Raw genomic sequence first — 23,804 nt, 5'->3', positions numbered from 1 at the left:
CCATGACGCAGCCTGTTGCCTCGGCCCCGTTCGCTGCCACGTCCGACTCGTCGCGCCTGACGCCGATCGCCGCCACCTTTTCGCAGCACCTGGACGCCCTGGCCGCGCGCCAGCCCGATGCCCCCGCGCTGATCGACCGCGACCAGCCCATCAGCCACACGCAGCTGCGCACCCGCAGCCGCGCCCTGGCCGCCGGCCTGGCGCGCGCCGGTGTGCGCCCCGGCGACCGCGTGGCGGTGTGGCTGCCCAATTGCGCCGCCTGGGTCGAGACCTTCCTGGCCGCCGCCCACCTGGGCGCCCTGGTGCTGGCGGTGAACACGCGCTTTCGCGCGCTGGAAGTAGCCGACATCCTGGGCCGCGGCCGCGCCGACTGGCTGGTGTTCTGGCCGGGGTTCAAGGGCATCGACTTCCAAGGCATCCTGAACGACGTCGCGCCTGAATACCTGGCGCGCCTGCGCGGCGTGGTGGCGGTGGCCGACGAAGGCGGGGCGGACGACGCGTCTTCCCTGGCTTCCCGGAACGGCCGGCCGCTCTACCGCTACGCCGACCTTCTGGCCTGCCCCGACGCCCCGCCGCCCGCCCAGCCCAATGCCGGCGTGCTGTGCTTCACCACGTCCGGCACCACCTCGCAGCCCAAGTTCGTGCTGCACGACCAGACGACGCTGCTGCGCCACGGCGCGGCGGTGGCCCACGCCTTCGGCTACGACGACCGCACGTGCGTGCTGGCCAGCGCGCCATTCTGCGGCGCCTTCGGCTTTGCCACCCTGGTGGGGGGCCTGGCACAAGGCGCGCCGGTCGTGTGCGCGCCGGTGTTCGATGCCGCCGAGTCCGCCGCCGCGGTGGCGCGCCACCGGGTCACGCACACCTATGCCAACAACGAAGCGCTGGTCGCCATGATGCGCGCCGCCGCCCCCGGCGGCTTCGCCTCGGCCCGGCTGTTCGGCTTTGCCAGCTTCACGCCCGCGCTGGACCACATGCTGGACCTGGCCCGCGAGGCCGGCGTGCCCTTGACCGGCCTGTATGGATCCAGCGAGCTGATTGCCCTGGTGGCCGGCCAGCCGCGCGAGGCCGCGCAAGGCGACGTGTCGGCCCGCCACCAGCCCGGCGGCACGCTGGTCTACCCCGACGCCCGCGTGCGAACGCGCGACCCGGCCAGCGGCGCGGTGCTGCCGCACGGCGAATCGGGCGAACTGGAAGTTCGGTCGCCCAGCCTGATGCAGGGCTACCTGGACAACCCCGACGCCACCGCCCGCGCCTTTACCGAGGACGGCTACTTCAAGACGGGCGACCTGGGCTACACGCTGAATCCGCGCCAGTTCGTGTTCCAAACCCGCATGGGCGATTCGCTGCGGCTGTCGGGCTTTCTGGTGAACCCGGTGGAAATCGAACAGGTCGTCGAAACCCTGCCCGGCGTGCGCGCCTGCCAGGTGGTGGGCGCCACCCGCCACGGCAAGATCGTGCCCTACGCCTTTGTGCTGCTGCACCCGGACGCCGTGGCCGATGCGGCCGGCTGGACCGCCGCGTGCAAACAGGCGATGGCCGGCTTCAAGGTGCCCGTGGGCTTTACCGCACTGGACGCCTTTCCGTCGGTGGAAAGCGCCAATTCGGTGAAAATCCAGAAACACCGGCTGCGCGACATGGCCGACGCCCTGCTCGCCGCCCCTCTCTCTTCCTGATTCTGCCGACCCATGCCCGCGCGCAAGCTTTTCTCGCACAGTCCCCAGCCCCTGTACCTGCAGGCGGCCGCGCTGTTTCGCAGCCACATCCAGAATCGCACTTGGCGGCCCGGCCAGCAGATTCCGCCGCTGGAATCGCTGATGGACACCTACGGCATTTCGCGCGCCACCATCCGCCAGGCCTTCGGCCTGCTGGAGCAGGACGGCCTGATCCGGCGTTCGCGCGGATCAGGCACCTTCGTCAATGCCGCGCTGCCCGAAACGCCCACGCTGCTGATCCCCAAGACCTGGGCCGAAACGGTGGAACTGAGCAATCAGCTGGGCACCGTGTCGCTGGTGGAATCCAGCGCCGATTCGCCATTGCCGGACACCCTGGGCATGCCGTGCGAGGCCGACCGCGATGGCCGCTTCCAGTACCTGCGGCGGGTGCATACCACCGATGCCGGCCCCTTCTGCTACAGCGAGGTGTTCCTGGAAAGCAGCCTGTTTCGCAAGCACCGGGCCCGCATCCAGAAAAGTACCGTGGCGCCGGTGCTGGACCAGTTCTACGGCGCCCGCATCAGCGAAGCGCGCCAGGTGCTGAACGTGATCGAGGCCGGCCAGGAATCCGCGGAATCGTTGCAGATTCCCGTGTCCTCGCCCGTGGCCGAACTGCGCCGCTACGCCTGCATCGACGGTCGCGTGGTGTATTTCGCGCGGCTGGAGTTTCCGTTCCGCAAGGTCCGCATGGAATTCGACCTGCTGACGCAGCGCTAGCCGCGCCTGTGGCGCACGCGGCGCCCCCCGCTATTCCAGAAAAGGCGCGGCTGACCGCCCAAGCGCCCGCTGTTCCCCGCACGTATCCGGCATAACCATAAATGGAGACAACCATGACCCCGATGCCCCGGATTTCGCAGCAACGCAGCCCCCGACCCCGCCGCCACTTCGCACGGCTTGCGCCGTGCGCGGTGGTGCTGGCCACCGCCCTGGCATGGAGCGGCCCAGGCGCCGCCCAGTCCGCCCCCGCCATCTCGGACGACATCGTCCGGCTGGGCCTGATCCTGGACATGAGCGGCGTCTACGCCGACGTGACCGGCAAGGGCAGCGCCACCGCCGCGCAGATGGCCATCGACGACTTCGGCGGCACGGTGCTGGGCAAGAAGATCGACCTGCTGGTGGCCGACCACCAGAACAAGGCCGACATCGCCGCGGCCCGCGCCCGCGAGTGGTACGACACGCAGAAAGTCGACGCCGTGATGGACGTGGCCGGCTCGGCTCCGGCGCTGGCGGTGCTGGAAGTGGCCCGCGAGAAAAAGAAGATCGTGGTCTTCAGCGGCCCCGGCACCGAACGCATCACCAACGACCTGTGCTCGCCCTATTCGGTGCACTACACCTACGACACCTGGTCGCTGGCCAACACCACCGCCCGCGCCATCGTCGACCGCGGCGGCAAGAGCTGGTACTTCCTGACGGCCGATTACGCCTTCGGCCACACGCTGCAAGCCTCTGCCACCGACGTGGTCAAGGCCCGCGGCGGCACCGTGCTGGGCGCCGCGCGCCATCCGCTGGGGTCCAGCGACTTCGCCTCGTACCTGTTGCAGGCGCAGTCCAGCCGCGCCCAGGTGGTGGGCCTGGCCAACGCGGGCGGCGACACAGTCAACGCCATCAAGGCGGCCAGCGAATTCGGCCTGACCCAGGGCGGCCAGAAGATGGCCGGCCTGCTGCTGTACATCAACGACATCCACGCCATCGGCCTGGAGGCGGCCAGCGGCCTGATGCTGACCGAGGCCTTCTACTGGGACATGAACGACCAGACCCGCGCCTGGTCGCAGCGCTACTACGACAAGCTCAAGAAGATGCCGAACATGAGCCAGGCCGGCACGTATTCGTCGGTGATGCACTACCTGAAGGCGGTGCAGGCCGCCGGCACCGACGCGCCGGACGCGGTGATGAAGCAGATGAAGGCCATGCCCATCAACGACTTCTTCGCCACCAATGGCCGCATCCGCGAAGACGGCCGCATGGTGCACGACATGTACCTGTTCGAAGTGAAAAAGCCGTCTGAATCGAAACGGCCCTGGGACTACTACCACCGGGTGGCCACGGTGCCGGGCGACGAGGCCTTCATGCCTTTGGCTAAGTCGACCTGCCCGCTGGTGAAGGCGGCGGCGAAGTAGGCGGCGCCTGGGCCCGGTCCGTCAGAATGGCCGGGCCTGGCAGCCGCGCTTCACGCCCGCCCCGACCCGATCAGGCCACGCGTCGCTATGCCGGCGCCGCCACCGCCTCTTCCAGCATGTCCAGCCGGTCCTGCCCCCAGAACAGCTCGCCGCGGTACACGTACGACGGCGAGCCGAACACGCCCGCCGCCACCGCGGCGTCGGTGTTCTGGCGGTAGATCTGCTCGGCTTCGGGGCGCTCGGCGGCGGCCAGCCAGGCGTCGGCGTCCAGGCCCTGCTGCCTGATGATCGCGTGCAGCGTGGCGGGCGACGAAATGTCCTGCTCGTCGCACCACTCGGCCTTCAAGATGGCCTTGTACAGCGCCGCCACCGGCAACCCGGCGCGATCCGCCGCGATGACGATGCGCGAGGCCAGCCCCGCGTCCGGGCACATGAACGCCGGCTTGGGGTTGACGGCAATGCCCAGCTTGCGGCACCAGCGCGCCAGCTCGGCCACGCGGTAGGCCTGGCGTTCGGGCGAGCGCTGGCCCAGCAGCACGCCGCCGGTACGCGAGTACACATCGGGCAGGTCCACCGGCAGGTAGCGGATGCGCGCCTGGTGACGCGCCGCCAGGGCTTCGAGCCGGTCGGCGCCCAGGTAGGCCCAGTCGGAATTCAGCCAGAAGTAGTAGTCGATCGTCTTCATGTCGTCCTCAGGTTCGGATGCCGGCCGGAACGGCCCGCGCCACCTGCGCCGGTGTATCGCCGCGCATGCGCCAGGCGCTGAACACGGCAACGACGCCCAGTGCGCTCAGGTAAGCCACCACGTACTTCGGATCGCCGCCCGCCTTGGCCAGCAGCCAGGTCGCGATGATCGGCGCCAGGCCGCCGCCGATGGCGCCGGACACCTGCACCGCCAGCGAGATACCGGTGTAGCGCACCTCGGCCGGGAACTGGCTGGAAAACAGCGTACCCTCGGGGCCGTATAGGCAAGCGTAGACCAATCCCACCGCCAGGCATACCGCCGTGATGATCCAGGCAGTCTGGCCCGTAGCCAGCAGCTGGAAGAACAGCGGCGCGCAGGCCAGGATGCCCACGGCGCCCGCCATGAAGACCCACTTGTGGCCGACCTTGTCGCCCAGCACGCCGAACAGCGGCATGGTGAACAGCGCCAGCGCCGCGCCCCAGATGGTGGCGTCCAGCATTACCGAACGCGGGATGCCCAAGGTGCCCGTGGCATAGGCCAGCGAGAACGTCACCACCGTGTAGAACCACGTCACTTCGGCCAGCCGGGCGCCCACCACCGTCAGCAGCGCGCGTCGGTGGTGCTTGAGCACCACGGCCACGGGCACTTCCACCTTGGCGCCCTGCTCGCGCATCTGCTCGAAGTCCGGCGACTCGGCCACCTTGACGCGGATGAACCAGCCCACCAGCAACAGCACCACGCTGGCCAGGAACGGCAGGCGCCAGCCCCAGGCCAGCATGTCGGCTTCGGGCAGCGCGGCCACCGCCCCCATCGCCAGCGACGACAGGATCAGCCCCGGCGCCACGCCCGCCTGCGGCAGGCTGCCGAAAAAGCCCTTCTTGCCTTCGGGCGCGTGCTCGACGGCCATCAGCACCGCCCCGCCCCATTCGCCGCCCACCGCGATACCTTGCAGGAAACGCATCAGCACCAGCAGCACCGCGGCCCAGTAGCCGATCAGCTCGTACGACGGAATCAGCCCGATCAGGATGGTGGGCACGCCCATCAGCAGCAGCGTGATCAGCAGCATGGACTTGCGGCCGATCCTGTCGCCGTAATGGCCGAAGATCACCCCGCCCAGCGGCCGCGCGAAAAAGCCCACCGAATAGGTGGCAAAGGCCGCCAGCGTGCCCGTCAGCGGATCGAACGATGGAAAGAAGATCTTGTTGAAGATCAGCGCGGCGGCCGTGCCGTACAGGAAAAAGTCGTACCACTCGATGGTGGTACCCATCATGCTGGCCAGGCCAGCCGTGACGTAGTCGCGGCGCGAGCGCGCGCGTGGTGTCTTGGACGTCATCTGCGTGACTCCCCTTGAAATGTTGGTATGGAAAGCCGCGCTTAACGGCTGGGCAGCGGCAACGGCGCGATGCCGTGCGTCTGGCGGCACCAGTAATCGAAGGTGGCGCGCACGATGGAAGGCTTGAGCAGGTAGTCGTGCGCTTCGCGCGCCAGGGCGTCGTCCACCGGCGTCAGCGGGCCGAAGGCCTGCGCCCGGATCTGCATGCGCGCGGCGCGTTCCAGGTAGACCGACAGATACGTCGCTTCCTCACAGCTGGCGCCCGCCGTCAGGTAGCCGTGGTGCGCCAGGATGATGGCGCGCTTGGCGCCCAGCGCGGCCGAGATGATCACGCCTTCCTGGTCGGCGATGGGCACCCCGGGCCACTCGCCCAGGAACGCGCAGTCATCGTGCAGCGGGGTCATGTCCATCTGCGAAATCACCAGCGGCTGGCGCGCCGCCGCCAGCGCCGAGGCCCACGGCGAATGCGTGTGGATGATCGAGCGCACGTCGGGCCGGGCTTCGTACACCCACAGGTGAAAGCGCGTGGCCGGGTTGGCCATGCCCTCGCCCGTCAGGGTGTTCAGGTCGCGATCCACCTCGATGAAATCGGCCGGCGTGGCCTCGTCAAAGCCCAGGCCGAAGCGCAGCGTCCAGTAGGCGCCCGGGCGGTCCGAGCGCACGCTGATCTGGCCGGCCAGGCCGGCTTCCTGCTCGGTCATCGCCAGGATGCGGCAGGCGTAGGCCATGGTTTCCTGCGTGGTGCGCGGCACCGCGCGCAGGTGTTGCGCCATTTCCCTGGTGGCGCGGGTGTCGAAATAGGCTTTCTCGCGCAGGGCGTTGTCCATGCTGTCTCCTCATGTTGCGGACGGCGCGGACGAACCCCGCGCCATGGGAAGCAGTATGGAAACCTTGGCGGCATCAAGCCATGCAGTGCGGGTCATAGCAGGTATTCGGCGGCCGCCGCGGGCCAGCCTTGCCGCCCCTACCCCCGCGCGATGCGGCGCGCGCAGTCCAGCAGTTCGCCCACCAGCGGCAGCGGCTGGCGCTGGGCCGGGGTGATGGCCACCACCCGGCGGCGCAGCACCGGGCTGGCAATGGCCACCTTGCGCAGTTCGTAGTCGGCCAGCAGTTTTTCGGGAATGCGCGACGGCAGGATACAGGCGCCCACGCCCGAGGACACCAGTTTGAGCATGGCGTCGATGGTTTCGGCTTCGGCCACGAATTCGGGCTGCAGGCCCGCGCTGTGGATCATCTTGCGCAGCGCGTAGTGCGGCGGAAAGCCCACCAGCCGCAGCGCCATGGCGCCCAGGTCGACGCCGTCGGCGACGTCGACCCCGCGCCGCACGATCAGGCACATGTCGTCGTCGAACAGCGGCGTGGACGCCAGCGCATCGGACGCCACCGCGGCGTCGTAGACAAAACCGATGTCGGCCTTGCCGCTTTCCACCAGCGCCACCACCTCGGGCGAGCTGCGGCCCATGACCGACAGATTGACGTGTTCCCGGCTGCTGACGAACTGCGCCACCACCTCGGCCATGAAGTAATAGCTGAGCGTATGCACCGTGGCCAGCCGGACCGAGCCCTGCGTCACGCCTTCGCGCTGGCGCACGGCCTCCAGCGTCTGGTCGATGCTGCGATAGGCGGGCAGGATGCCGTCCAGCAAGCGCGTGCCAGCTTCGGTCAGTTCGACCCCGCGGCCCGTGCGCACGAACAGCGGCTTGCCCACGTGCGCTTCCAGCGCGGCCAGCTGGCGGCTCAGGCCCGACTGCGTCTGGTCCAGGTCTTCCGCCGCGCGCGACAGCGATTTCAATTCCGCGATCCGCACGAAATAGCGCAATTGGCGGTCTGGCGTGTCCATGCTTTCCCCTGCGAGGCCTGTCGGCGGGCCCCATCCTTATCGATCGCGCTCGAAGCGGCGCGGCTGACAGTGTGCCCCAAGGGGCGCGGCGCCACTATCGGGAGTTTCATTGATCGATGATAAATTACCGCACTGGACAAGGAACCCCGACATGGCCAAATTGCAACGTGACGCCGTCATCGCCAGCGCGCTGGAACTGCTGGACGAAGTGGGCGTGGACGGCCTCACCACCCGCAAGCTGGCCGAGCGCCTGGGCGTGCAGCAGCCGGCGCTGTACTGGCATTTCAAGAGCAAGCAGGCGCTGCTGGACGCGCTGGCCGAGGCCATGCTGCGCGACCCTATGCAGGCCATGCCGACGCCGGGCGGCCCCTGGAAGGAATTCCTGCAGGCCAACGCCCGCAGCTTTCGCCGGGCGCTGCTGGCCCATCGCGACGGGGCGCGCATCCACGCCGGCACCCGGCGCGCCGAACCCCAATACGACCGCGTGCAGGCCCAGTTGGCACTGTTGTGCGATGCCGGCTTCACGCCGCTGCGCGCGGCCAATGCGCTGCGGGTGATCGGCCACTATGTGGTGGGCTCGGTGATGGAGCAGCAGGCCTTTGACGCCGCCGCGCCCGATCGCGTCGCACCGCCCAGCCCGCCGCCGGCCCTGGCCCGCGCCATGAAGGCGCTGGACAAACAAGGCCCCGACGCCACCTTCGAATTCGGCCTGGCGATGATGCTGGACGGCCTGGCGCCCGACCCGGCCCCACGCCCCATCGCCGCCACCATCGCCGCCGTCGTCCGCGACGGCCACGTGCTGCTGGTGCAACGCGCCAACCCGCCCGACCAGCACCGCTGGGCCTTTCCCGGCGGCAAGATCGATGCCGGCGAACGCCTGGAAGACGCGGCCGCGCGCGAATTGTTCGAGGAATGCGGCGTGCGCGCCGAGCCGTTGAGGGTGTTCGATGCCGTTGACGTATTCGACCGCGACGACAGCGGCGCGCTGCGCCGGCACTACATCCTGACCGCGGTGCTGTGCCAATGGCAGTCCGGCGAACCGGTGGCCGGCGACGATGCGCTGGATGCGCGCTGGGTGCCGCTGGCCGACCTGGATGGCCAGGCGCTGGCTACCAGCTTCGGCGTGGCCGACATCGCGCGCAAGGCGGCGGCGCTGATGGCCCGGGACGGTAAGCTATAGCGCGATCGCCCAGGCCCCGGCCTGCCCATTGCCGAATGACCGACACAAGCCCATGTTCGACCCCTACCTGTCCCGCTGGAACCTCGTGCCCGACGGCGCCCCCCTCACCACGCCCGCCGCGCGGCTCTTGCCGGTGCGCCAGGCGGGCGTGCCCGCCATGCTGAAGGTGTCGGTCGAGGAAGACGAACGCCAGGGCGGCGTGTTGATGACCTGGTGGGATGGCCAGGGCGCGGCCCGGGTGCTGGCGCATGACGCGGATGCCATCCTGCTCGAACGCGCCACCGGCACGCGTTCGCTGGCCGCCTACGCCCGCACCGGCCGCGACGACGAAGCCACCCGCATCATCTGCGGCGTGCTGCGCGACCTGCACGCGCCGCGCGGCAAGCCCCTGCCGCCGCTGCGCCCTTTGCACGAATGGTTCGCCGACCTGTGGCCGATGGCGCAAGCGCGCGGCGGCCTGTTGGCCCACAGCGCCCGCCACGCCCGCGCGCTGCTCGATGATCCGCAAGACCCGGTCGTGCTGCACGGCGACGCGCATCACGACAACATCCTGGACTTCGGCGACCGCGGCTGGCTGGTCATCGACCCCAAGCGGCTCTATGGCGAACGCGCGTTCGACTACGCCAACGTGTTCTGCAACCCCGACCTGGCCGACCCGAACCCGGCGGTTGCCATCGTGCCGGGCTGCTTCGAACGGCGCCTGAACATCATGGTCGACGAATCGGGCCTGGACCGCCGCCGCCTGCTGCAATGGGTGGTGGCTTGGTGCGGCCTGTCGGCCGCGTGGTTCCTGGGCGATGGCGACGATGCGGCCATCGACCTGAACATCGCCGCGCAGGCGCTGGCGCTGCTGGAAGGCTAGCGGGCCACGCCACGAAGATCGGCAGGCCAGGCCCCGGCCAGCCGCGCCCCGCCCCCCCGCTACGTCGGCGCAATCTGCTCCAGATAGCGCGTGGGCGACACCCCCATCAGATTGCGGAACATATACACGAACGCGCTGGCGCTGGCATAGCCCAGCGCGCGCGCCACGCTCACCACCGACTGGCCCTGCAACAGCCGGCAGATGCCTTCGTCGATGCGCACCTGCAGGCGCCAATGGTGAAACGTCATGCCGGTCTCGTCCTTCATGCGGCGTGCCAGCGTGCGGGCGCTGGCCCCCATGCGCTCGCCCCACTGTTCCAGCGTGTCGTCGTTGCCCGGCGTTTGCAGCACGGCCGCGCAGACCTTGCGCAGGCGGCGGTCGAACGGCAGCGGCAGCTGGCGGTGCTGGCGTTCGGTGCCGGCCAGCAGATTGAGCAGCAGTTCGGCGCTCAGGCGCTGCACCGGCCCATGGCGCGCGGCCGGCTGGTTCAGCGTCAGGATCAGTTCGCGCATCAGCGGCGCCACGTCGAGCGCGCAGGTATCCTTCCAGAGCCACGGCGCGGCGTCCGGCGCGATGAAGGCCGACCGCATGGTGACCTTGCCCACCATCCGCACTTCGTGGGCCACGCCCGGCGGAATCCACAGCGCGCGCATCGGCGCCAGCAGCCAGGCGCCGTCTTCGGTCATGACGCGCATGATGCCGGTGGGCGAATACATCAGCTGGATGCGTTCGTGCGAATGCGGCTCCTGGCGCTGGCCGTCTTCATAGTGAAACGAGCGCGCCACCACCGGTGGCGCCTCGGAAGGAAACTCTCGCATTGGCGGGTTTTCGATAGTAATGGGTCAAACGACGCGCATCCAGACAGTTATGTCTGTTTTTCGACATTTTCTGTCCTGCGTTCGGGGAACTTGCTTTTTATCATTAATGCAAATGATTCCCATTGTTTTCAAAAGAAAATGACCCCCGCCGCACTCCTCCCTGTCGCTTTTGGCCCACGCCCCGCTGTCTTCCCCCACACCGCCCCGCACCGCCTGCGCCTGACCCTGGCCGCCGCCCTGCTGGCCCAGGCGTGCCTGCCCGCCCTGGCCCGCGCCGACGACGCCGTGCCGCAACTGAGCCCGGTGCGCGTGACCGGCTCGGCCGACAAGATGTCCGACCCCGGCCAGACCGAAGGCGTGCCGTCCTACACCGCCAACAAGGCCACCGTCAGCAAGACCGGCGCCGACGTGCGCAATATTCCCAATTCAGTGTCGGTCGTGACGCGCCAGCGCATGGACGACCAGAACATGGTCACGGTGGAAGACGCCCTGCGCCAGACCACCGGCGTCAGCGCCATGGCCTACGGCGATGGCACCGCCTATTTCACCGCGCGCGGCTACGAGGCCGACGTGCAGTTCGACGGCATTCCGGCCAACGGCGCCCTGCAATACCTGCCGCAGTTCGACCTGGCCCTGTACGACCGCGTGGAAGTGCTGCGCGGCCCCGCCGGCCTGCTGCAAGGCTTTGGCAGCCCCGCCGGCACCGTCAACCTGGTGCGCAAGCGCCCGCAGGATGCCTTCAGCCTGACCGGCGCGGTCATGGCCGGTTCCTGGAACAACTATCGCACCGAGCTGGATGCCACCGGCCCGATCACCGAAGACGGCCGCGTGCGCGCCCGCGCCGGTTTCGCCGCGCAGGACCGCGACTATTTCTTCGACAAGGCCAACACCCGCCAGGGCCTGGTCTACGGCGCGCTGGAATTCGACCTGACGGCCAACACCACGTTGACCTTGTCCGCCGCCTACCAGCGCCAGCGCATGGCGCCGTTCGACTACGGCCTGTCGATCTACTCGAACGGCAAGTTCGTCGATTCGCCGCGCAAGGGCTTCTACGGCACCGACTGGGCGCGCGGCGACACTACCCTGTCCGAAATCTATACCGAACTGAGCCACCGCTTTGCCAATGGCTGGACCGGCCAGGTGTCCATGAACTACCGCTCGACCGACCTGGACAGCCGCTACGGCTACGTCAATGGCCCGGTCAACCCCGCCAACGACCGCGCCGGCTACCGCCTGCAAGTGCAGAAAGACCAGATCCGCTGGCTGGGCATGGACACCCATGCCACGGGTCCGTTCGAACTCTTCGGCCGCACCCATCAGGCCATGATCGGCGCCAACTACGCCGAGCGTAACCAGGACAGCCGCTCGGGCGGCGCCAACTACACCAACGTGTCGATCTACGACATCGACGTGCCCAACCCGGACCTGCCCTACACCTCGGGCGACAAGTCCACGTCCAGCCAGATGGGCGTCTACGGCCAGTTGAGCTTGAACGTCGCCGACCCGCTGACGCTGATCGTGGGCGGGCGCCAGAGCTGGTATCGCAATTCCACGCAGGCCGTGCTGCCCATGCCGGGCGACACCCGGCGCGACCCCGAAGTGCGCAAGTTCGTGCCCTACTACGGTGCGGTGGCGCAGCTGAATTCGTGGCTGTCCGCTTATGCCAGCTATTCGGACGTCTACGCGTTCTCGGAAGCCTGGCAGATGACGGCCGACGGCAAACCGCTCAAGCCGCGCACCGGCAAGCAGTACGAAGTCGGCCTGAAGGGCGAATTCCTGGACGGTGCGGCCAACGCTTCGCTGGCGCTGTTCCGCATCCGCGACAAGGACCGTGCCGTGGCGGACGACGCCAACCCCGGCCGCTACCTGGCCCAGGGCGAGGCCCAGAGCCAGGGCGTGGAAGCCGAAATCACCGGCCGCCTGCTGCCCAATTGGGACCTGTACGCCGGCTACACCTACCTGCAGACCCGCTACCTGTCGGACCCCACGCAGGAAGGCCAGATCGTCAACCCCGAAACGCCCAAGCACCTGTTCAAGGTCTGGACCACCTACCGCTTCACCCCCGACGTGCTGCCGGGCTGGCGCGTGGGCGGCGGCGTGCGCACGCAAAGCCGCACCAGCCGCAACAACGTCTCGTGGCAAGGCGGCTACGCGGTGGTCGACGCGCAGGTTGGCTACAAGATCAACCGCAACCTGGATGCCTCGCTGACGCTGAACAACGTCTTTGACCGCAGCTACTACGCCCGCGTGCCGTCCAGCTACTACGGCATCTATGGCGAACCGCGCAACGTGATGCTGACGCTGCGCGCGACCTACTAGGCATCCGGGTCCGCGGCGGCGCGGGCCTGTGCCCTGTCAAGCGGCCGCCTGGTTTGATTTGTTAAGGTGTAGCTCCACACCCCTTGACCTCTCATTCCAGGAGTACCGGATGACCGGATTGTTTATCGTGGTGGCGGCGTTGGCATTTCTGATGCTGGCGGCGTATCGAGGCTACAGCGTGATTCTCTGCGCGCCCATCGCAGCCATGGGCGCGGTGCTGTTGACCGACCCGTCGGCGCTGGCGCCCGTGTTCTCGGGCATCTTCATGGAGCGCATGGCGGGTTTTGCCAAGCTGTACTTCCCCGTCTTCCTGCTGGGCGCCGTGTTCGGCAAGCTGATCGAACTGTCGGGCTTTTCGCGGGCCATCGTGCAGGCCGTGCTGCGCCTGATCGGCGCCGAGCGCGCCATCATGGCCATCGTGCTGGTGTGCGCCGTGCTGACCTACGGCGGCGTATCGCTGTTCGTCGTGGTGTTCGCCGTGTACCCCTTCGCGGCCGAGATGTTCCGCCAGGGCGGCATCCCCAAGCGACTGATGCCCGGCGCCATCGCGCTGGGCGCCTTCACCTTCACCATGACGGCGCTGCCCGGCACGCCGCAGATCCAGAACATCATCCCCACGACGTTCTTCGAGACCACCACCTGGGCGGCGCCCTGGCTGGGGCTGATCGGCGCCGCCTTCACGCTGACGGCCGGCATCAGCTACCTGGAATGGCGCCGCAAGCGCGCGGCCGCCGCGGGCGAAACCTACGGCACCGACCTGCGCAACGAACCGGCCACGCCGCCCGATGGGCGCGAGCATCACCCGCTGATCGCCCTGCTGCCCCTGGTGGTCGTGGGCGTGGCCAACTACCTGCTGACGCGCTGGATTCCCGGCTGGTACCCCGCCGGCTCGCAGGTGGACCTGCCCGGCCTGGCCCAGCCCATGCCCGTCAACGCCGACGATCAGGTCGCGCTGTGGGCGGTGATGGGCGCGCTGATCGCCGGCATCGTCACCATCCTCGTGTTCTCGTTTTCCAGCATCAGGGCGCATTTCGCCGAGGGCAGCAAAAGCGCCGTGTCCGGCGCTCTGCTGGCGTCCATGAACACCGCCGCCGAATACGGCTTTGGCGGCGTCATCGCCGCGCTGCCGGGGTTTCTGATGGTGGCCGGCGCGCTCAAGGCCATTCCCGACCCGCTGGTGGGCGAAGCCGTGGCGGTCACGTCGCTGGCCGGTATCACCGGGTCGGCCTCGGGCGGCATGAGCATCGCCCTGGCGGCCATGGCGCAGACCTTCATCGACAGCGCGAACGCCGCCGGCATCCCCATGGAAGTGCTGCACCGCATCGCCGCCATGGCCAGCGGGGGCATGGACACCCTGCCCCACAACGGCGCCGTCATCACCCTGCTGGCCGTCACCGGCCTGACCCACCGCCAGTCGTATGGCGACATCTTCGCCATCACCCTGATCTCGACGCTGTCCGTCTTCCTGGTGATCGCGGTGTACTACCTGACCGGCATCGTCTGACCAAACGCCTGGCCGAAGATCTCGGCCAGCCACTGGCTGAACACCCGCACCCGCGCCGACACCTGGCGGTTCTGCGGGTACAGCACCGACACCGGCATCGGCGCCGGCGGGCAATCGGGCAGCACCACAATCAGCCGCCCGCTGGCCAGTTCATCGGCCACGCGGTAGCGCGGCACCTGCGCCAGCCCCAGGCCGGCCAGCGCCGCGCTGGCATACAGTTCGGCGCCCGTCACGCTGACCACCGCCGCCGGGCGCACCAGCACATTGCGCCCGTCCACCATGAAATCCAGCGGCAGGCTGCGGCCGGTGGACGATGACAGGTAATCCACCGCCTGGTGGCCTTGCAGATCGTCCAGGGTGCGCGGTTCGCCATGGCGCGCCAGGTAGGCAGGACTGGCCACCGTCACTTGCGGCATCAACGCGATCTGCCTTCCCACCAGCGACGAATCCTGCAAGGTGCCCGCGCGCAACACGCAATCGACCCCTTCGCGCACCAGGTCCACCAGGCGATCATCTTCGCCCAGGTGCAGCACGATGTCCGGGTAGCGCGCCAGGAACGCCGGCAACGCCGGCACCACGAACACCCGCGCCAGCGTGCCCTGCACATTCACCCGCAACAACCCCTTGGGCGCCGTGTTCAGAAAGGCCCCGTCCGCCTCTTCCAGGTCGGCCAACAGGCGCACGCAGCGGCGGTAATAGGCCTCGCCGTCGTGCGTCAGCCGCACCTGGCGGGTGGTGCGTTCCAGCAGCCGCGTCCCCAGCCGCTTTTCCATGCGCTTGATCAGGTTGGTCACGGTCGCGCGGGGAATCTGCAGGTCTTCCGACGCCTGCGAAAAACTGCGCCGCTCGGCAATGCGCACGAACACCTGCATTTCCTGAAAGCGATCCATAACCGGCCCCGATTATTAAAGTAAATGAAATTATGTTAGCAAAACCAGGGTAATTATCTTTTGTTTGGAATAGTCGATGATTCGTCTCACCCCCTCACCCACGGAGCCTTATATGAACACCCAAGCCCCCCAACGCGTTGCCCTGGTCACCGGCGGATCCCGCGGCATCGGCGCCGCCATCGTGCGCCGCCTGGCCGCCGACGGCCTTGCCGTCGCCATCAACTACGCGTCCGGCGCCACCGAAGCCGACGCCCTGGCCACCGAAATCCGCCAGGCCGGCGGCCGCGCCACCACTGTGCGGGCCGACGTGGCCAACAGCGCCGACGTGCGCGCCATGTTCGATCACGTCGAGGCCGACCTGGGCCGCATCGACGTACTGGTCAACAACGCAGGCGTGCTCAAGCTGCAGACGCTGGCCGACACCACCGACGAGCAATACGACCAGACCTTCGACATCAACACCCGCGGCACCTTCAACACCCTGCGCGAAGCCGGCGCCCGCCTGGCCGACGGCGGCGCCATCGTCAACGTGTCCAGCACCACCTTGGCGCTGAACATGCCCACCTATGGCATCTACATCGCCAGCAAGGCCGCCGTCGAAGGCTTCACCCGCGTGTTCGCCAAGGAACTGCGCGGCCGCCGCATCACCGTCAACGCCGTCGCCCCCGGCCCCGTCGCCACCGACCTCTTCAAGAAAGGCAAGAGCCCCGAACTGATCGAGCACTTCGCCAAGATGCCGCCCCTGGAACGCCTGGGCGAACCCGAAGACATCTCCGGCGTCGTCTCCTTCCTGGCCAGCCAGGACGGCGGCTGGATCAACGGCCAGGTGTTGCGCGCCAACGGCGGCATCGCCTGATTCAACGGCCGGGTGCTGCCCGTCCCCCCTGATTGAACCGCCAAGTGCCGCGCATCGACAGCGGCACCGAACACTTTCCCAGCGCCGGCAAACCCAGCGACACGGCGCGCGTGGCGGCGTATGCGCGCTATGACGGGGTCATGGATCGGGTGGGCGAGCGGCTGATGGTTCGCTTGAAACAGGCTTCATTGGTCGATTGGCGCAACGATCGGTTTCAAGGCATCAAAGATGCCTGCGCTCTGCCACGGCATCCCATGCCCTCTTAATGCAAAAGGTTCGGTAGGATATCCAACCCAGCCGCCGAGCCAGCACGCCACGCGTCATCGGTCCGTATCATTCCCACCTGCCCAGTGCAGCGCTCATCGACGAAGAATCCACATGCATCGACGTTTTCCGCACGCCCTGTTGATCGCCCTGGCGGCCTGCCTCGGCGCCCTGGCCGCCCCCGCGCACGCTCAGGCCCCATCGACGCCCAAGGTGCAGTCGGGTGACGGGCACCCCTACGAGATCGCCGATAGCGAGGTATGGGACGTGCCCGATCCCGTATCCAAACGCGGCTACCAAGTCTTCGTTGCGCTGCCGCCGTCCTATGCCAAGGAGCCGCAGCGGCGCTACCCCGTGCTGTACGTGACCGACGCCGACTACGCCTTCCCGATCATCCGCCAGTTGGCGCGCCGCCTGAATGTCGAAGGCCCCAAGATCGAGGAGTTCATTCTCGTCGGCTTGTCCTATGGCAAAGGCGAGGCCGGCGGCGCCAGCCGCCAGCGTGACTACACGCCGACACCGAACGGCCCGAGCACGGCCCCCGCAGGGTCGATCCATGGCCAGGCGCAGGCCTATCAACACTATCTGCGCGATCAGGCCAAGCCCTTCATCACCGCTCGCTATCGCACCGACCCTGCCAGGGCAATCTTCCTGGGCCACTCCTACGGCGCGCTGCTAGGCACGCAGATCCTGTTCACCGAACCAGGCTTGTTCAGCAGCTATATCCTCGGCAGCCCGTCTCTCTGGTACGACAAGCGATATGCCTTGAAGCTTGAAGCGAGCTACGCCAGGCAGCACCAGGACCTGAAGGCGAATGTCTATCTTTATGTCGGCGCCTACGAGGCCTTGCGCAAAGGCGATCGACGCTATAACCAAACGGTGGACATGGTCGCCGACAACCGGGCCTTGGAAACGGCGCTGCAAAGCAGAAAGTACCCGGGCCTGAAACTGAAGTCAGTGGTCTTGAACGACGAGGATCATCTCACCGTCGCGCCACGGGGCTTCACGCAAGGGTTGAAGTATCTGCTGCCAGTGCGTTGAAGCGTCGCTGCGCCAGGAACCGCGGATCGCATTCGCCGAACGGATCGGCACGACGGAAGATAACGAACCAGACTACCTTTCAGACGGCGCATGGAATTGAAAACGTAGTCAGGATCGTTATTTCCGTCGTTCCAATTCGGCGAGCAAGCACTCTAACGCAAGCGAATACTGCTGCCGGCGCATTTCGGCCGCTTTCGTGCCGCCCGCGGCGGATATTCTCGCCAGGCCGCTGCCGTGGGCATGATCAATCAGGATATCCCGCCACGTCTCGGCATTCGATGTCAACGTCGCCAGCAAGACGGTGAGATTGGCAGTGATCTGTCTGGTAACGCCAGCAAAGGCCTGTGGCTCGGAGAAAATGGCGAGCGTCAGTTGGGGGTGCCTGGAGACAGCATCGTAGTAGCGCAGCAAGAGCCGCCGGACCTGTGCAAGCTGACTCAGCGATACCTTGTTTTCCTCCAGCACCTCGCCGTACACCTTGTCCGCGAGCGCGCGCAACAGTGACGCGCGATCTGCGACGTGGTGGTAAAGACTCATAGGCGTGACATGCAACTTCGAGGCCAGAAGCGCATAACAGCTTTGCGCCCCCAGGCCCATCCCCAGGCGCTCACCGACTCCTAGACTGGCTGCCAATCATCGCAGTCAAGGAGAGGTCCGTTGCAATCGCTGTTATCCAACCTGAAAGTGCTCGACCTGAGCCGCGTGCTGGCCGGCCCCTGGGCCAGCCAGATCCTGGCGGACCTGGGCGCTGACGTCATCAAGGTCGAGCGGCCCGGCCAGGGCGACGACACCCGGTCCTGGGGGCCGCCCTTCCTGAAGGACGAGCAGGGCCGCGATACGGCGGACGGCGCCTACTTCGTGGCCACCAACCGGGGCAAGCGTTCCATCACGCTGGACCTGCAGACGGCCGAGGGCCAGGCGCTGGTCAAGCAGCTGAGCCGCGATGCCGACGTGGTGCTGGAGAACTACAAGGTCGGTACGCTGGCGAGGCTGGGACTGGACTACGCGTCGCTGTCGGCGACCAACCCGCGCCTGGTGTACTGCTCGGTGACGGGGTTCGGCCAGACCGGGCCGCGCGCGGCCGAGCCGGCCTACGATTTCCTGATCCAGGCCATGGGCGGGCTGATGAGCGTGACCGGCGAACGCGATGACAAGCCGGGCGGCGGGCCGCAGAAGGTGGGCGTGCCGATCGTGGACCTGACCACCGGCGTGTATGCCGCGCTGGGCATCGTGGCCGCCTTGCTGCGGCGCTCGCAGACCGGCCAGGGCGAGTACATCGACGTGGCCATGCTGGACGTGCAGGTAGGCCTCCTGGCCAACCAGGCCATGAATTTTCTGCTGGGCGGGCGCGTGCCGCGCCGCACCGGCACGGCGCATCCCAATATCCAGCCGCAGCGCACCTTTGCCTGCGCCGATGGCGACATCGTCATCGTGGTGGGCAACGACGCGCAGTTCGTCACCCTGTGCGATGCGTTGGGTCAGCCCAATCTGGCGCGCGATCCGCGCTACGTCAGCAACAGCCAGCGCGTGCAGAACCTGGACACGCTCGATCCGCTGCTGGACGCCATTTTCATCCGCGAGCCGCGCGCCCATTGGCTGGACCTGCTGAAGCGGGCCGGGGTGCCGGCCGGCTCGATCAACACGGTGCCCGAGGTGTTCGACGACCCGCAGGTGCAGCACCGCGGCATGCTGCGGCGACTGCCCCACCCCGTCGCCGGCGAGGTGCCGCAGGTGATGAACCCGCTGCGCTTCGGGCAGTCGGCACTGCGGGTGGACCGCGCGCCGGCGCTGCTGGGCCAGCACACCGACGAAGTGCTGGCCGAACTGGGGCTGAGCGCGGCGCAGATCCAGGACTACCGCGACCGCAAGATCATCTGACCGGCCTCGACAGACCCGACAACAAGGAGACACACCATGACCATGCCGGAAAACCTGGCCGGGCCCTACACCGCGCTGGACGTCAGCCTGGACGGCGGCGTCGCCGCCATCCTGCTGGCCAATCCCCCCGTCAACGCGCTCAGCACCGAGATGATGAACGAGCTTGCGTGGGTGCTGGACCGCATTTCCGAGACGCCCGAGGTGCGCGCGGTAGTGCTGTCAGGCCAAGGCAAGACCTTCTGCGCCGGCGCCGACCTGAAGAACCGCGCCGCCACCATCAAGGGGCCGGGCGACCTGCCGCAGCATTCGCGCCGAACGCGCGAGTGCTTCCACGCCATCCGCGAATGCGCCAAGCCGGTGGTGGGCGCCATCAACGGCGCCGCGCTGGGTGCGGGTTTGGCCATCGTGGCCTCGTGCGACATCCTGCTGGCGGCGTCCGACGCGGTGGTGGGCCTGCCGGAGATCAACGTCGGGCTGCTGGGCGGCGGACGTCACGGCATGCGGCTGTTCGGCCATTCGCGCCTGCGGCGCATGATGCTGACCGGGCTGCGGGTGGACGGCAACGAGCTGTACCGGCTGGGCGTGGTCGAGGAAGCGCTGCCGGCCGAGGCCCTGATGCCACGCGCGCTGGAACTGGCGCGCGAGCTGGCGTCCAAAAGCCCGCTGGCGACCATGCTGGCCAAGCAGACGCTCAACGCCATCGAGGACATGAGCCTGCGCGACGGCTACCGCTACGAACAGGACATGACCGCGGCCATCGCCAAGACCGAAGACGCGATGGAGGCGCGCCGCGCCTTCCTCGAAAAACGCGCGCCGGTATTCCAGGGGCGCTAGCAGCGCCGCCCCGGGGACGGGACGCATGACAGCTATTGCGGTGGCGCCGCAGGAGCAAGACCTGGCGCTGCCTGCACTTCGCAGAGAAAAAAGACACAAGGAGACGACATGACGAGCGCATTGGACGGCGTGAAGGTGCTGGACCTGAGCCGGGTGTTCTCTGGGCCGTGGGCGGCGCAGATGCTGGCCGACTTCGGCGCCGAGGTGATCAAGGTCGAGCGCCCCGGGCGCGGCGACGACGTGCGCCACCAGGGCTACCCGATGCCCGGCCGCGACGGCGCACCCAGCCCGCAGACCTCGTCGTTCGTGGCCATGAACCGCGGCAAGAAGTCGCTGACCATCGACATTTCCCGACCCGAGGGGCAGGCGCTGGTGCGGCAGCTGGCACGACAGGCGGACATCGTCATCGAGAACTTCAAGGCCGGAGACCTGCGCCGCTACGGGCTGGACTACGCGGCGCTGGCGGCCGTCAATCCGCGCCTGGTGTATTGCTCGATCACCGGCTTCGGCCAGAGCGGGCCCTACAGCCACCTGCCGGGTTACGACCCCATCTTCCAGTCCATGAGCGGGCTGATGAGCGTGACCGGCGTGCCCGACGGCGAGCCCGGCGCGGGGCCGGTCAAGGCAGGCTATTCGGTGTCGGACCTGACGGCGGGGTTCTATGCGGTATGCGCCATCCTGGCGGCGCTGCGGCACCGTGACCAGGTTTCCGGCACGGGCCAGCACATCGACCTGGCGCTGCTGGACGCGCAGATCGCGGCCTTGTCGCACATCGGCATGAACTACCTGGCCAGCGGCCAGTTGCCGGCGCGCATGGGCTCGGCCTCGCAGATCACCGCGCCGTTCCGTGCGTTCGAATGCCAGGACGGGCACCTGATGGTGGCGGTGGGCAACGACTCGCAGTTCCGCGGCTTCTGCCAGGTGATCGGGCTGCCCGACCTGGCATGCGATGCGCGCTTCGATACCAACCCCAAGCGCGCCGCCGCGCAGCCGCAACTGTCGCGACTGATCGAGCCGGCCATGCGCGCCCGCACCGTGCAGGACTGGAACCAGGCGCTGGCGGCGGCCAACGTGCCCTGCGGGCCCATCTACACCATGGACCAGGTGTTCGAAGACCCGCAGGTGCGCCACCGCGAGGTGCTGGGCAGCGTCGAGCACCCGCAACTGGGCACCCTGCCGGTCATCCGCAATCCAATCCATTTTTCCGGCACGCCGATCTCGGGCGGCCTGCCGCCGCCCCTGCTGGGCGAGCACACGGCCGAGATCCTGCGCACCGAACTGGGACTGGCCGATGACGAGATTGCCCGCTTGCGGGCGGAGGGCATCGTATGAGCGGCATCGACCCTGACCTGATCGAAGAGATCCGCGACAGCGCGCGCGACTTCCTGCAGCGGCGCGACCAGCGCCAGCGCAAGCGCAGCGCGGCCCCGCCGGACCGCGACTACTGGCGCGAGATCGCCGAGGTCGGCTGGCTCGGCATGAGCGTGCCCGAAGCGCGAGGCGGCCTTGGGCTGGACTGGCGGGCCATGGCGGCGGTACTGGAGGAAGCGGGCCGCGCGCAACTGCCCGAACCGCTGGTGGCCGCGGGCGTGCTGCCGGCGGCGCTGCTGGCACGGATCGCGCCGGTCGATGCGGCGCGACGCGACGCGCTATTGCAAGCGGTGTGCGGCGGCGCAACGCTGATCGGGCTGGCCTGGCAAGAGACCGAGGGCCAGCTGGAGGCCGGCGAGGCCGCCACGGCCTTCGGCGTCAGCGTCATCGAACGCGAGGGTGCGTACGTGCTCAATGGCGAGAAGCGCCACGTGGTACCGGGGGCCGGCGTCGATGGCTGGCTGGTCACGGCCGATGGCGAGCGCGGCAGCGCCCTCTTCTACGTCGCGGCCGGCACGCCAGGCGTGTCCGCGCACGTCCACGAGCGCGCCGACGGCACCGTCGCCTGCCACCTGGCGATCGAGTCGGCCGTGGTGCCGGCGCACGCGCTGCTGGCAATCGACGCAGTGCTGGACGCGGTGGACGAAGCGCTGGACCTGGGCCGCCTGATGCAAGCGGCGGAACTGGTGGGCCTGGCGCGGCAAGTGCTGGCCGATTCGGTGGCCTACCTGAACACGCGCCAGCAGTTCGGCCGGCCGCTGGCGTCGTTCCAGGCCTTGCAGCACCGGCTGGTGGACGCCGCCATGCAGGTCGAGCTGGCGGCCAACAGCCTGCTGGACGCGCTGGATGCGCTGGCCGCGCAGCCGGACGACGCCACCTTGCGCAAGAGCGTGGCCAGCCGCGCCAAGGCCCGTGCGGCGCGCGCCGGCCTTGAGGCCGCGCGGCTGGCGATCCAGCTGCACGGCGCCATCGGCTACACCGACGAATGCGACGTCAGCCTGTACTTCCGCAGCGCGCTGCACCTGGCGGCGTGGCTGGGCAATGCTGCGGCCCATCGCCAGCGCTATGGCGCGCTGGCGGCGCTGCCTGCGCAGGACGCCGAGGACGACGCCGCCGTGCCCGCCATCGACTTCCCGCGCGAGGCCGACTGGAACGGCATGCCTGAAGCTGATTTCCGCCGGCTGGTACGCGGCTTTTTCCGCGCCCATTATCCCGAGCACCTGCGCCACGTGCCGTGGCGGCTGCACTGGGACGAGATCAGGGACTGGTATTTCACGCTGTCGCGCCAGGGCTGGATCGCGCCGTCGTGGCCGCGCGAGCATGGCGGCATGGCGCTGTCGCCAGCGCGCCAGATCGCCTTCATCGAAGAGGCCGAACGCCACGGCGTGGCGCGCGCGCCGGACCAGGGGCTGGTGATGCTGGGGCCGATCCTGATCCGCCACGGCACCGCAGAACAACGCGCCCGCTTCCTGCCGGGCATCCTGTCGGGCGTAGCGGTATGGGCGCAGGGCTATTCGGAGCCGAACGCCGGTTCGGACCTGGCCTCGCTGCGCTGCGAGGCGCTGGTCGACGGCGACGAGCTGGTGGTGAGCGGCCAGAAGACCTGGTCGACGCTGGCCCAGGACGCGACCCACATGTTCATGCTGGTGCGCACCGACAAGACGGTCAAGAAGCAGGCCGGCATCAGCTTCCTGCTGGTCGACCTGGCCAGTCCGGGCGTGAGCCGCCGCCCCATCCGCACGCTGTCGGGGCACGAGGAATTCTGCGAGGTGTTCTTCGACCAGGTGCGCGTGCCGCGCGCCAACGTCGTCGGCGAGCTGAACGCCGGCTGGGGCATCGCCAAGGCGCTGCTGGGCTTCGAGCGCCTGTTCAGCGGCAGCCCCAAGCACGCCAACCATGCCTTGCAGCAGATCTACAGCATCGCGCGCCAGCGCGGCCTGCTGGCCGACCCGGCATTCGCCGACCGGCTGGCCGAGTTACGGCTGGACGCGGCCGACCTGACCGCCATGTACAGCGTCTTCGCAGAGCTCGCCAAGGCCGGGCGGCCGCTGCCGCCCGAGCTGTCGCTGCTGAAGGTGTGGGCCACGGAGACGCACGAACGGCTGGGCGCCCTGCTGATCCAGATCGCCGAGGAATACGGCGGCGCGGCGATGCGGCTGGGCTATGGCAACGGGCAGGTGCACGCGCTGGCGCCATACGTCAACGCGCTGGCGGCCACCATTTTCAGCGGCACCAACGAGATCCAGCGCAATATCTACGCCAGGCAGCTCGGCCTGGAAGGCGCATGACAACGATGC

21 protein-coding genes and 1 pseudogene are annotated in these 23,804 nt (G+C 68.3%); 15 read left to right on the top strand and 7 right to left on the bottom strand.

Going from position 1 to position 23,804, the window contains the following annotated elements; all coding sequences use genetic code 11:
* Positions 1 to 2: 2 nt before the first annotated feature.
* The 3 genes from AC3WMR_RS05355 (at position 3) to AC3WMR_RS05345 (ending at position 3,832) form a co-directional block, all read left to right on the top strand.
* The gene (locus tag AC3WMR_RS05355; RefSeq protein WP_492263867.1) at positions 3 to 1,676 is read left to right on the top strand and encodes an AMP-binding protein; all 1,674 of its coding nucleotides are present in this window, start codon (positions 3 to 5) and stop codon (positions 1,674 to 1,676) included.
* 12 nt (positions 1,677 to 1,688) lie between these two features.
* Positions 1,689 to 2,432, top strand: a complete 744-nt coding sequence (locus tag AC3WMR_RS05350; protein WP_175194915.1) for a GntR family transcriptional regulator — start codon at positions 1,689 to 1,691, stop codon at positions 2,430 to 2,432.
* A gap of 113 nt (positions 2,433 to 2,545) precedes the next feature.
* Positions 2,546 to 3,832 carry an ABC transporter substrate-binding protein gene (locus tag AC3WMR_RS05345; protein WP_492263868.1) on the top strand — a complete coding sequence of 429 codons (1,287 nt, stop codon included), beginning with the start codon at positions 2,546 to 2,548 and terminating at the stop codon, positions 3,830 to 3,832.
* Between the two features lie 85 nt (positions 3,833 to 3,917).
* Here the strand turns inward: AC3WMR_RS05345 and AC3WMR_RS05340 are convergent, their stop codons facing one another.
* The 4 genes from AC3WMR_RS05340 to AC3WMR_RS05325 all read right to left on the bottom strand — a co-directional run bounded on the left by AC3WMR_RS05340 (position 3,918) and on the right by AC3WMR_RS05325 (position 7,690).
* Positions 3,918 to 4,517 (bottom strand): 2-hydroxychromene-2-carboxylate isomerase, encoded by a 600-nt coding sequence (locus tag AC3WMR_RS05340; protein WP_492263869.1) that lies wholly within the window; start codon positions 4,515 to 4,517, stop codon positions 3,918 to 3,920.
* Positions 4,518 to 4,524: 7 nt separating this feature from the next.
* Complete coding sequence (locus AC3WMR_RS05335; protein ID WP_492263870.1) at positions 4,525 to 5,850, bottom strand: MFS transporter; 1,326 nt, start codon at positions 5,848 to 5,850, stop codon at positions 4,525 to 4,527.
* A 41-nt stretch (positions 5,851 to 5,891) separates the two neighbouring features.
* Positions 5,892 to 6,677 carry an aldolase gene (locus AC3WMR_RS05330; RefSeq protein WP_492263871.1) on the bottom strand — a complete coding sequence of 262 codons (786 nt, stop codon included), beginning with the start codon at positions 6,675 to 6,677 and terminating at the stop codon, positions 5,892 to 5,894.
* A gap of 137 nt (positions 6,678 to 6,814) precedes the next feature.
* Complete coding sequence (locus AC3WMR_RS05325; RefSeq protein ID WP_025140986.1) at positions 6,815 to 7,690, bottom strand: LysR family transcriptional regulator; 876 nt, start codon at positions 7,688 to 7,690, stop codon at positions 6,815 to 6,817.
* Between the two features lie 151 nt (positions 7,691 to 7,841).
* Here AC3WMR_RS05325 and tetR point away from each other — a divergent pair.
* The 3 genes and pseudogenes from tetR to AC3WMR_RS05310 all read left to right on the top strand — a co-directional run.
* Positions 7,842 to 8,429 (top strand): annotated as a pseudogene (tetR, locus tag AC3WMR_RS05320) (tetracycline resistance transcriptional repressor TetR); the annotation flags it as partial.
* On the top strand, positions 8,409 to 8,870 hold the full coding sequence (locus AC3WMR_RS05315) for an NUDIX hydrolase (RefSeq protein WP_492263950.1): 462 nt from the start codon (positions 8,409 to 8,411) through the stop codon (positions 8,868 to 8,870). The pseudogene tetR and the gene AC3WMR_RS05315, both read left to right, overlap by 21 nt.
* Positions 8,871 to 8,922: 52 nt before the next feature.
* A complete protein-coding gene (locus tag AC3WMR_RS05310) occupies positions 8,923 to 9,732 on the top strand; it encodes an aminoglycoside phosphotransferase family protein (RefSeq protein ID WP_492263872.1) in 810 nt (269 codons plus the stop codon).
* 59 nt (positions 9,733 to 9,791) lie between these two features.
* Here AC3WMR_RS05310 and AC3WMR_RS05305 read toward each other — a convergent pair whose 3' ends face one another.
* On the bottom strand, positions 9,792 to 10,550 hold the full coding sequence (locus AC3WMR_RS05305) for an AraC family transcriptional regulator (RefSeq protein WP_025140981.1): 759 nt from the start codon (positions 10,548 to 10,550) through the stop codon (positions 9,792 to 9,794).
* Positions 10,551 to 10,688: 138 nt separating this feature from the next.
* Between AC3WMR_RS05305 and AC3WMR_RS05300 the strand changes: the two genes are divergently transcribed.
* Both AC3WMR_RS05300 and AC3WMR_RS05295 read left to right on the top strand, forming a co-directional pair.
* Complete coding sequence (locus AC3WMR_RS05300) at positions 10,689 to 12,869, top strand: TonB-dependent siderophore receptor (protein WP_492263873.1); 2,181 nt, start codon at positions 10,689 to 10,691, stop codon at positions 12,867 to 12,869.
* A 109-nt stretch (positions 12,870 to 12,978) separates the two neighbouring features.
* Entirely contained in the window at positions 12,979 to 14,373 is a 1,395-nt protein-coding gene (locus tag AC3WMR_RS05295) for a GntP family permease (protein ID WP_492263874.1), read from the top strand.
* Here AC3WMR_RS05295 and AC3WMR_RS05290 read toward each other — a convergent pair.
* Positions 14,352 to 15,263 (bottom strand): LysR family transcriptional regulator, encoded by a 912-nt coding sequence (locus AC3WMR_RS05290; RefSeq protein WP_492263875.1) that lies wholly within the window; start codon positions 15,261 to 15,263, stop codon positions 14,352 to 14,354. The genes AC3WMR_RS05295 and AC3WMR_RS05290 overlap by 22 nt on opposite strands.
* Positions 15,264 to 15,375: 112 nt before the next feature.
* Between AC3WMR_RS05290 and AC3WMR_RS05285 the strand changes: the two genes are divergently transcribed.
* From AC3WMR_RS05285 to AC3WMR_RS05275, 3 genes are all read left to right on the top strand, one after another.
* Entirely contained in the window at positions 15,376 to 16,119 is a 744-nt protein-coding gene (locus AC3WMR_RS05285; protein WP_492263876.1) for an SDR family oxidoreductase, read from the top strand.
* A gap of 44 nt (positions 16,120 to 16,163) precedes the next feature.
* On the top strand, positions 16,164 to 16,385 hold the full coding sequence (locus tag AC3WMR_RS05280; RefSeq protein WP_492263877.1) for a hypothetical protein: 222 nt from the start codon (positions 16,164 to 16,166) through the stop codon (positions 16,383 to 16,385).
* A 112-nt stretch (positions 16,386 to 16,497) separates the two neighbouring features.
* A complete protein-coding gene (locus AC3WMR_RS05275) occupies positions 16,498 to 17,424 on the top strand; it encodes an alpha/beta hydrolase (RefSeq protein WP_492263878.1) in 927 nt (308 codons plus the stop codon).
* Positions 17,425 to 17,541: 117 nt separating this feature from the next.
* Here the strand turns inward: AC3WMR_RS05275 and AC3WMR_RS05270 are convergent, their stop codons facing one another.
* Positions 17,542 to 17,961, bottom strand: a complete 420-nt coding sequence (locus tag AC3WMR_RS05270) for a TetR/AcrR family transcriptional regulator (RefSeq protein WP_492263879.1) — start codon at positions 17,959 to 17,961, stop codon at positions 17,542 to 17,544.
* Between the two features lie 120 nt (positions 17,962 to 18,081).
* On the opposite strand from AC3WMR_RS05270, the gene AC3WMR_RS05265 reads away from it, so the two are divergent.
* The 4 genes from AC3WMR_RS05265 to AC3WMR_RS05250 all read left to right on the top strand — a co-directional run bounded on the left by AC3WMR_RS05265 (position 18,082) and on the right by AC3WMR_RS05250 (position 23,795).
* Positions 18,082 to 19,302: a CaiB/BaiF CoA transferase family protein gene (locus tag AC3WMR_RS05265; protein WP_492263880.1), complete on the top strand. Its 1,221-nt coding sequence runs from the start codon at positions 18,082 to 18,084 to the stop codon at positions 19,300 to 19,302.
* A gap of 36 nt (positions 19,303 to 19,338) precedes the next feature.
* Entirely contained in the window at positions 19,339 to 20,136 is a 798-nt protein-coding gene (locus AC3WMR_RS05260) for an enoyl-CoA hydratase/isomerase family protein (protein WP_492263881.1), read from the top strand.
* Between the two features lie 108 nt (positions 20,137 to 20,244).
* Positions 20,245 to 21,468, top strand: coding sequence for a CaiB/BaiF CoA transferase family protein (locus AC3WMR_RS05255; protein ID WP_492263882.1), 1,224 nt, complete (start codon positions 20,245 to 20,247; stop codon positions 21,466 to 21,468).
* Positions 21,465 to 23,795 (top strand): acyl-CoA dehydrogenase family protein, encoded by a 2,331-nt coding sequence (locus AC3WMR_RS05250; RefSeq protein ID WP_492263883.1) that lies wholly within the window; start codon positions 21,465 to 21,467, stop codon positions 23,793 to 23,795. Before AC3WMR_RS05255 ends, AC3WMR_RS05250 begins: the two co-directional genes overlap by 4 nt.
* Positions 23,796 to 23,804: the final 9 nt, after the last annotated feature.

It is taken from the genome of Achromobacter sp. FW305-C-28 (genome assembly GCF_058783235.1).
This window is presented reverse-complemented; position numbering and strand designations above follow the sequence as displayed.

Bases quoted from the DNA above. Each gene is read 5' to 3' on its own strand.
- AC3WMR_RS05355 (WP_492263867.1), top strand. From the start codon at position 3: ATGACGCAGCCTGTTGCCTCGGCCCCGTTCGCTGCCACGTCCGACTCG.
- AC3WMR_RS05295 (WP_492263874.1), top strand. From the start codon at position 12,979: ATGACCGGATTGTTTATCGTGGTGGCGGCGTTGGCATTTCTGATGCTG.
- AC3WMR_RS05325 (WP_025140986.1), bottom strand. From the start codon at position 7,690: ATGGACACGCCAGACCGCCAATTGCGCTATTTCGTGCGGATCGCGGAA.
- AC3WMR_RS05305 (WP_025140981.1), bottom strand. From the start codon at position 10,550: ATGCGAGAGTTTCCTTCCGAGGCGCCACCGGTGGTGGCGCGCTCGTTT.
- AC3WMR_RS05255 (WP_492263882.1), top strand. From the start codon at position 20,245: ATGACGAGCGCATTGGACGGCGTGAAGGTGCTGGACCTGAGCCGGGTG.
- AC3WMR_RS05350 (WP_175194915.1), top strand. From the start codon at position 1,689: ATGCCCGCGCGCAAGCTTTTCTCGCACAGTCCCCAGCCCCTGTACCTG.
- AC3WMR_RS05285 (WP_492263876.1), top strand. From the start codon at position 15,376: ATGAACACCCAAGCCCCCCAACGCGTTGCCCTGGTCACCGGCGGATCC.
- AC3WMR_RS05290 (WP_492263875.1), bottom strand. From the start codon at position 15,263: ATGGATCGCTTTCAGGAAATGCAGGTGTTCGTGCGCATTGCCGAGCGG.
- AC3WMR_RS05250 (WP_492263883.1), top strand. From the start codon at position 21,465: ATGAGCGGCATCGACCCTGACCTGATCGAAGAGATCCGCGACAGCGCG.
- AC3WMR_RS05275 (WP_492263878.1), top strand. From the start codon at position 16,498: ATGCATCGACGTTTTCCGCACGCCCTGTTGATCGCCCTGGCGGCCTGC.
- AC3WMR_RS05335 (WP_492263870.1), bottom strand. From the start codon at position 5,850: ATGACGTCCAAGACACCACGCGCGCGCTCGCGCCGCGACTACGTCACG.
- AC3WMR_RS05315 (WP_492263950.1), top strand. From the start codon at position 8,409: ATGCTGGACGGCCTGGCGCCCGACCCGGCCCCACGCCCCATCGCCGCC.
- AC3WMR_RS05340 (WP_492263869.1), bottom strand. From the start codon at position 4,517: ATGAAGACGATCGACTACTACTTCTGGCTGAATTCCGACTGGGCCTAC.
- AC3WMR_RS05310 (WP_492263872.1), top strand. From the start codon at position 8,923: ATGTTCGACCCCTACCTGTCCCGCTGGAACCTCGTGCCCGACGGCGCC.
- AC3WMR_RS05330 (WP_492263871.1), bottom strand. From the start codon at position 6,677: ATGGACAACGCCCTGCGCGAGAAAGCCTATTTCGACACCCGCGCCACC.
- AC3WMR_RS05260 (WP_492263881.1), top strand. From the start codon at position 19,339: ATGACCATGCCGGAAAACCTGGCCGGGCCCTACACCGCGCTGGACGTC.
- AC3WMR_RS05270 (WP_492263879.1), bottom strand. From the start codon at position 17,961: ATGAGTCTTTACCACCACGTCGCAGATCGCGCGTCACTGTTGCGCGCG.
- AC3WMR_RS05300 (WP_492263873.1), top strand. From the start codon at position 10,689: ATGACCCCCGCCGCACTCCTCCCTGTCGCTTTTGGCCCACGCCCCGCT.
- AC3WMR_RS05345 (WP_492263868.1), top strand. From the start codon at position 2,546: ATGACCCCGATGCCCCGGATTTCGCAGCAACGCAGCCCCCGACCCCGC.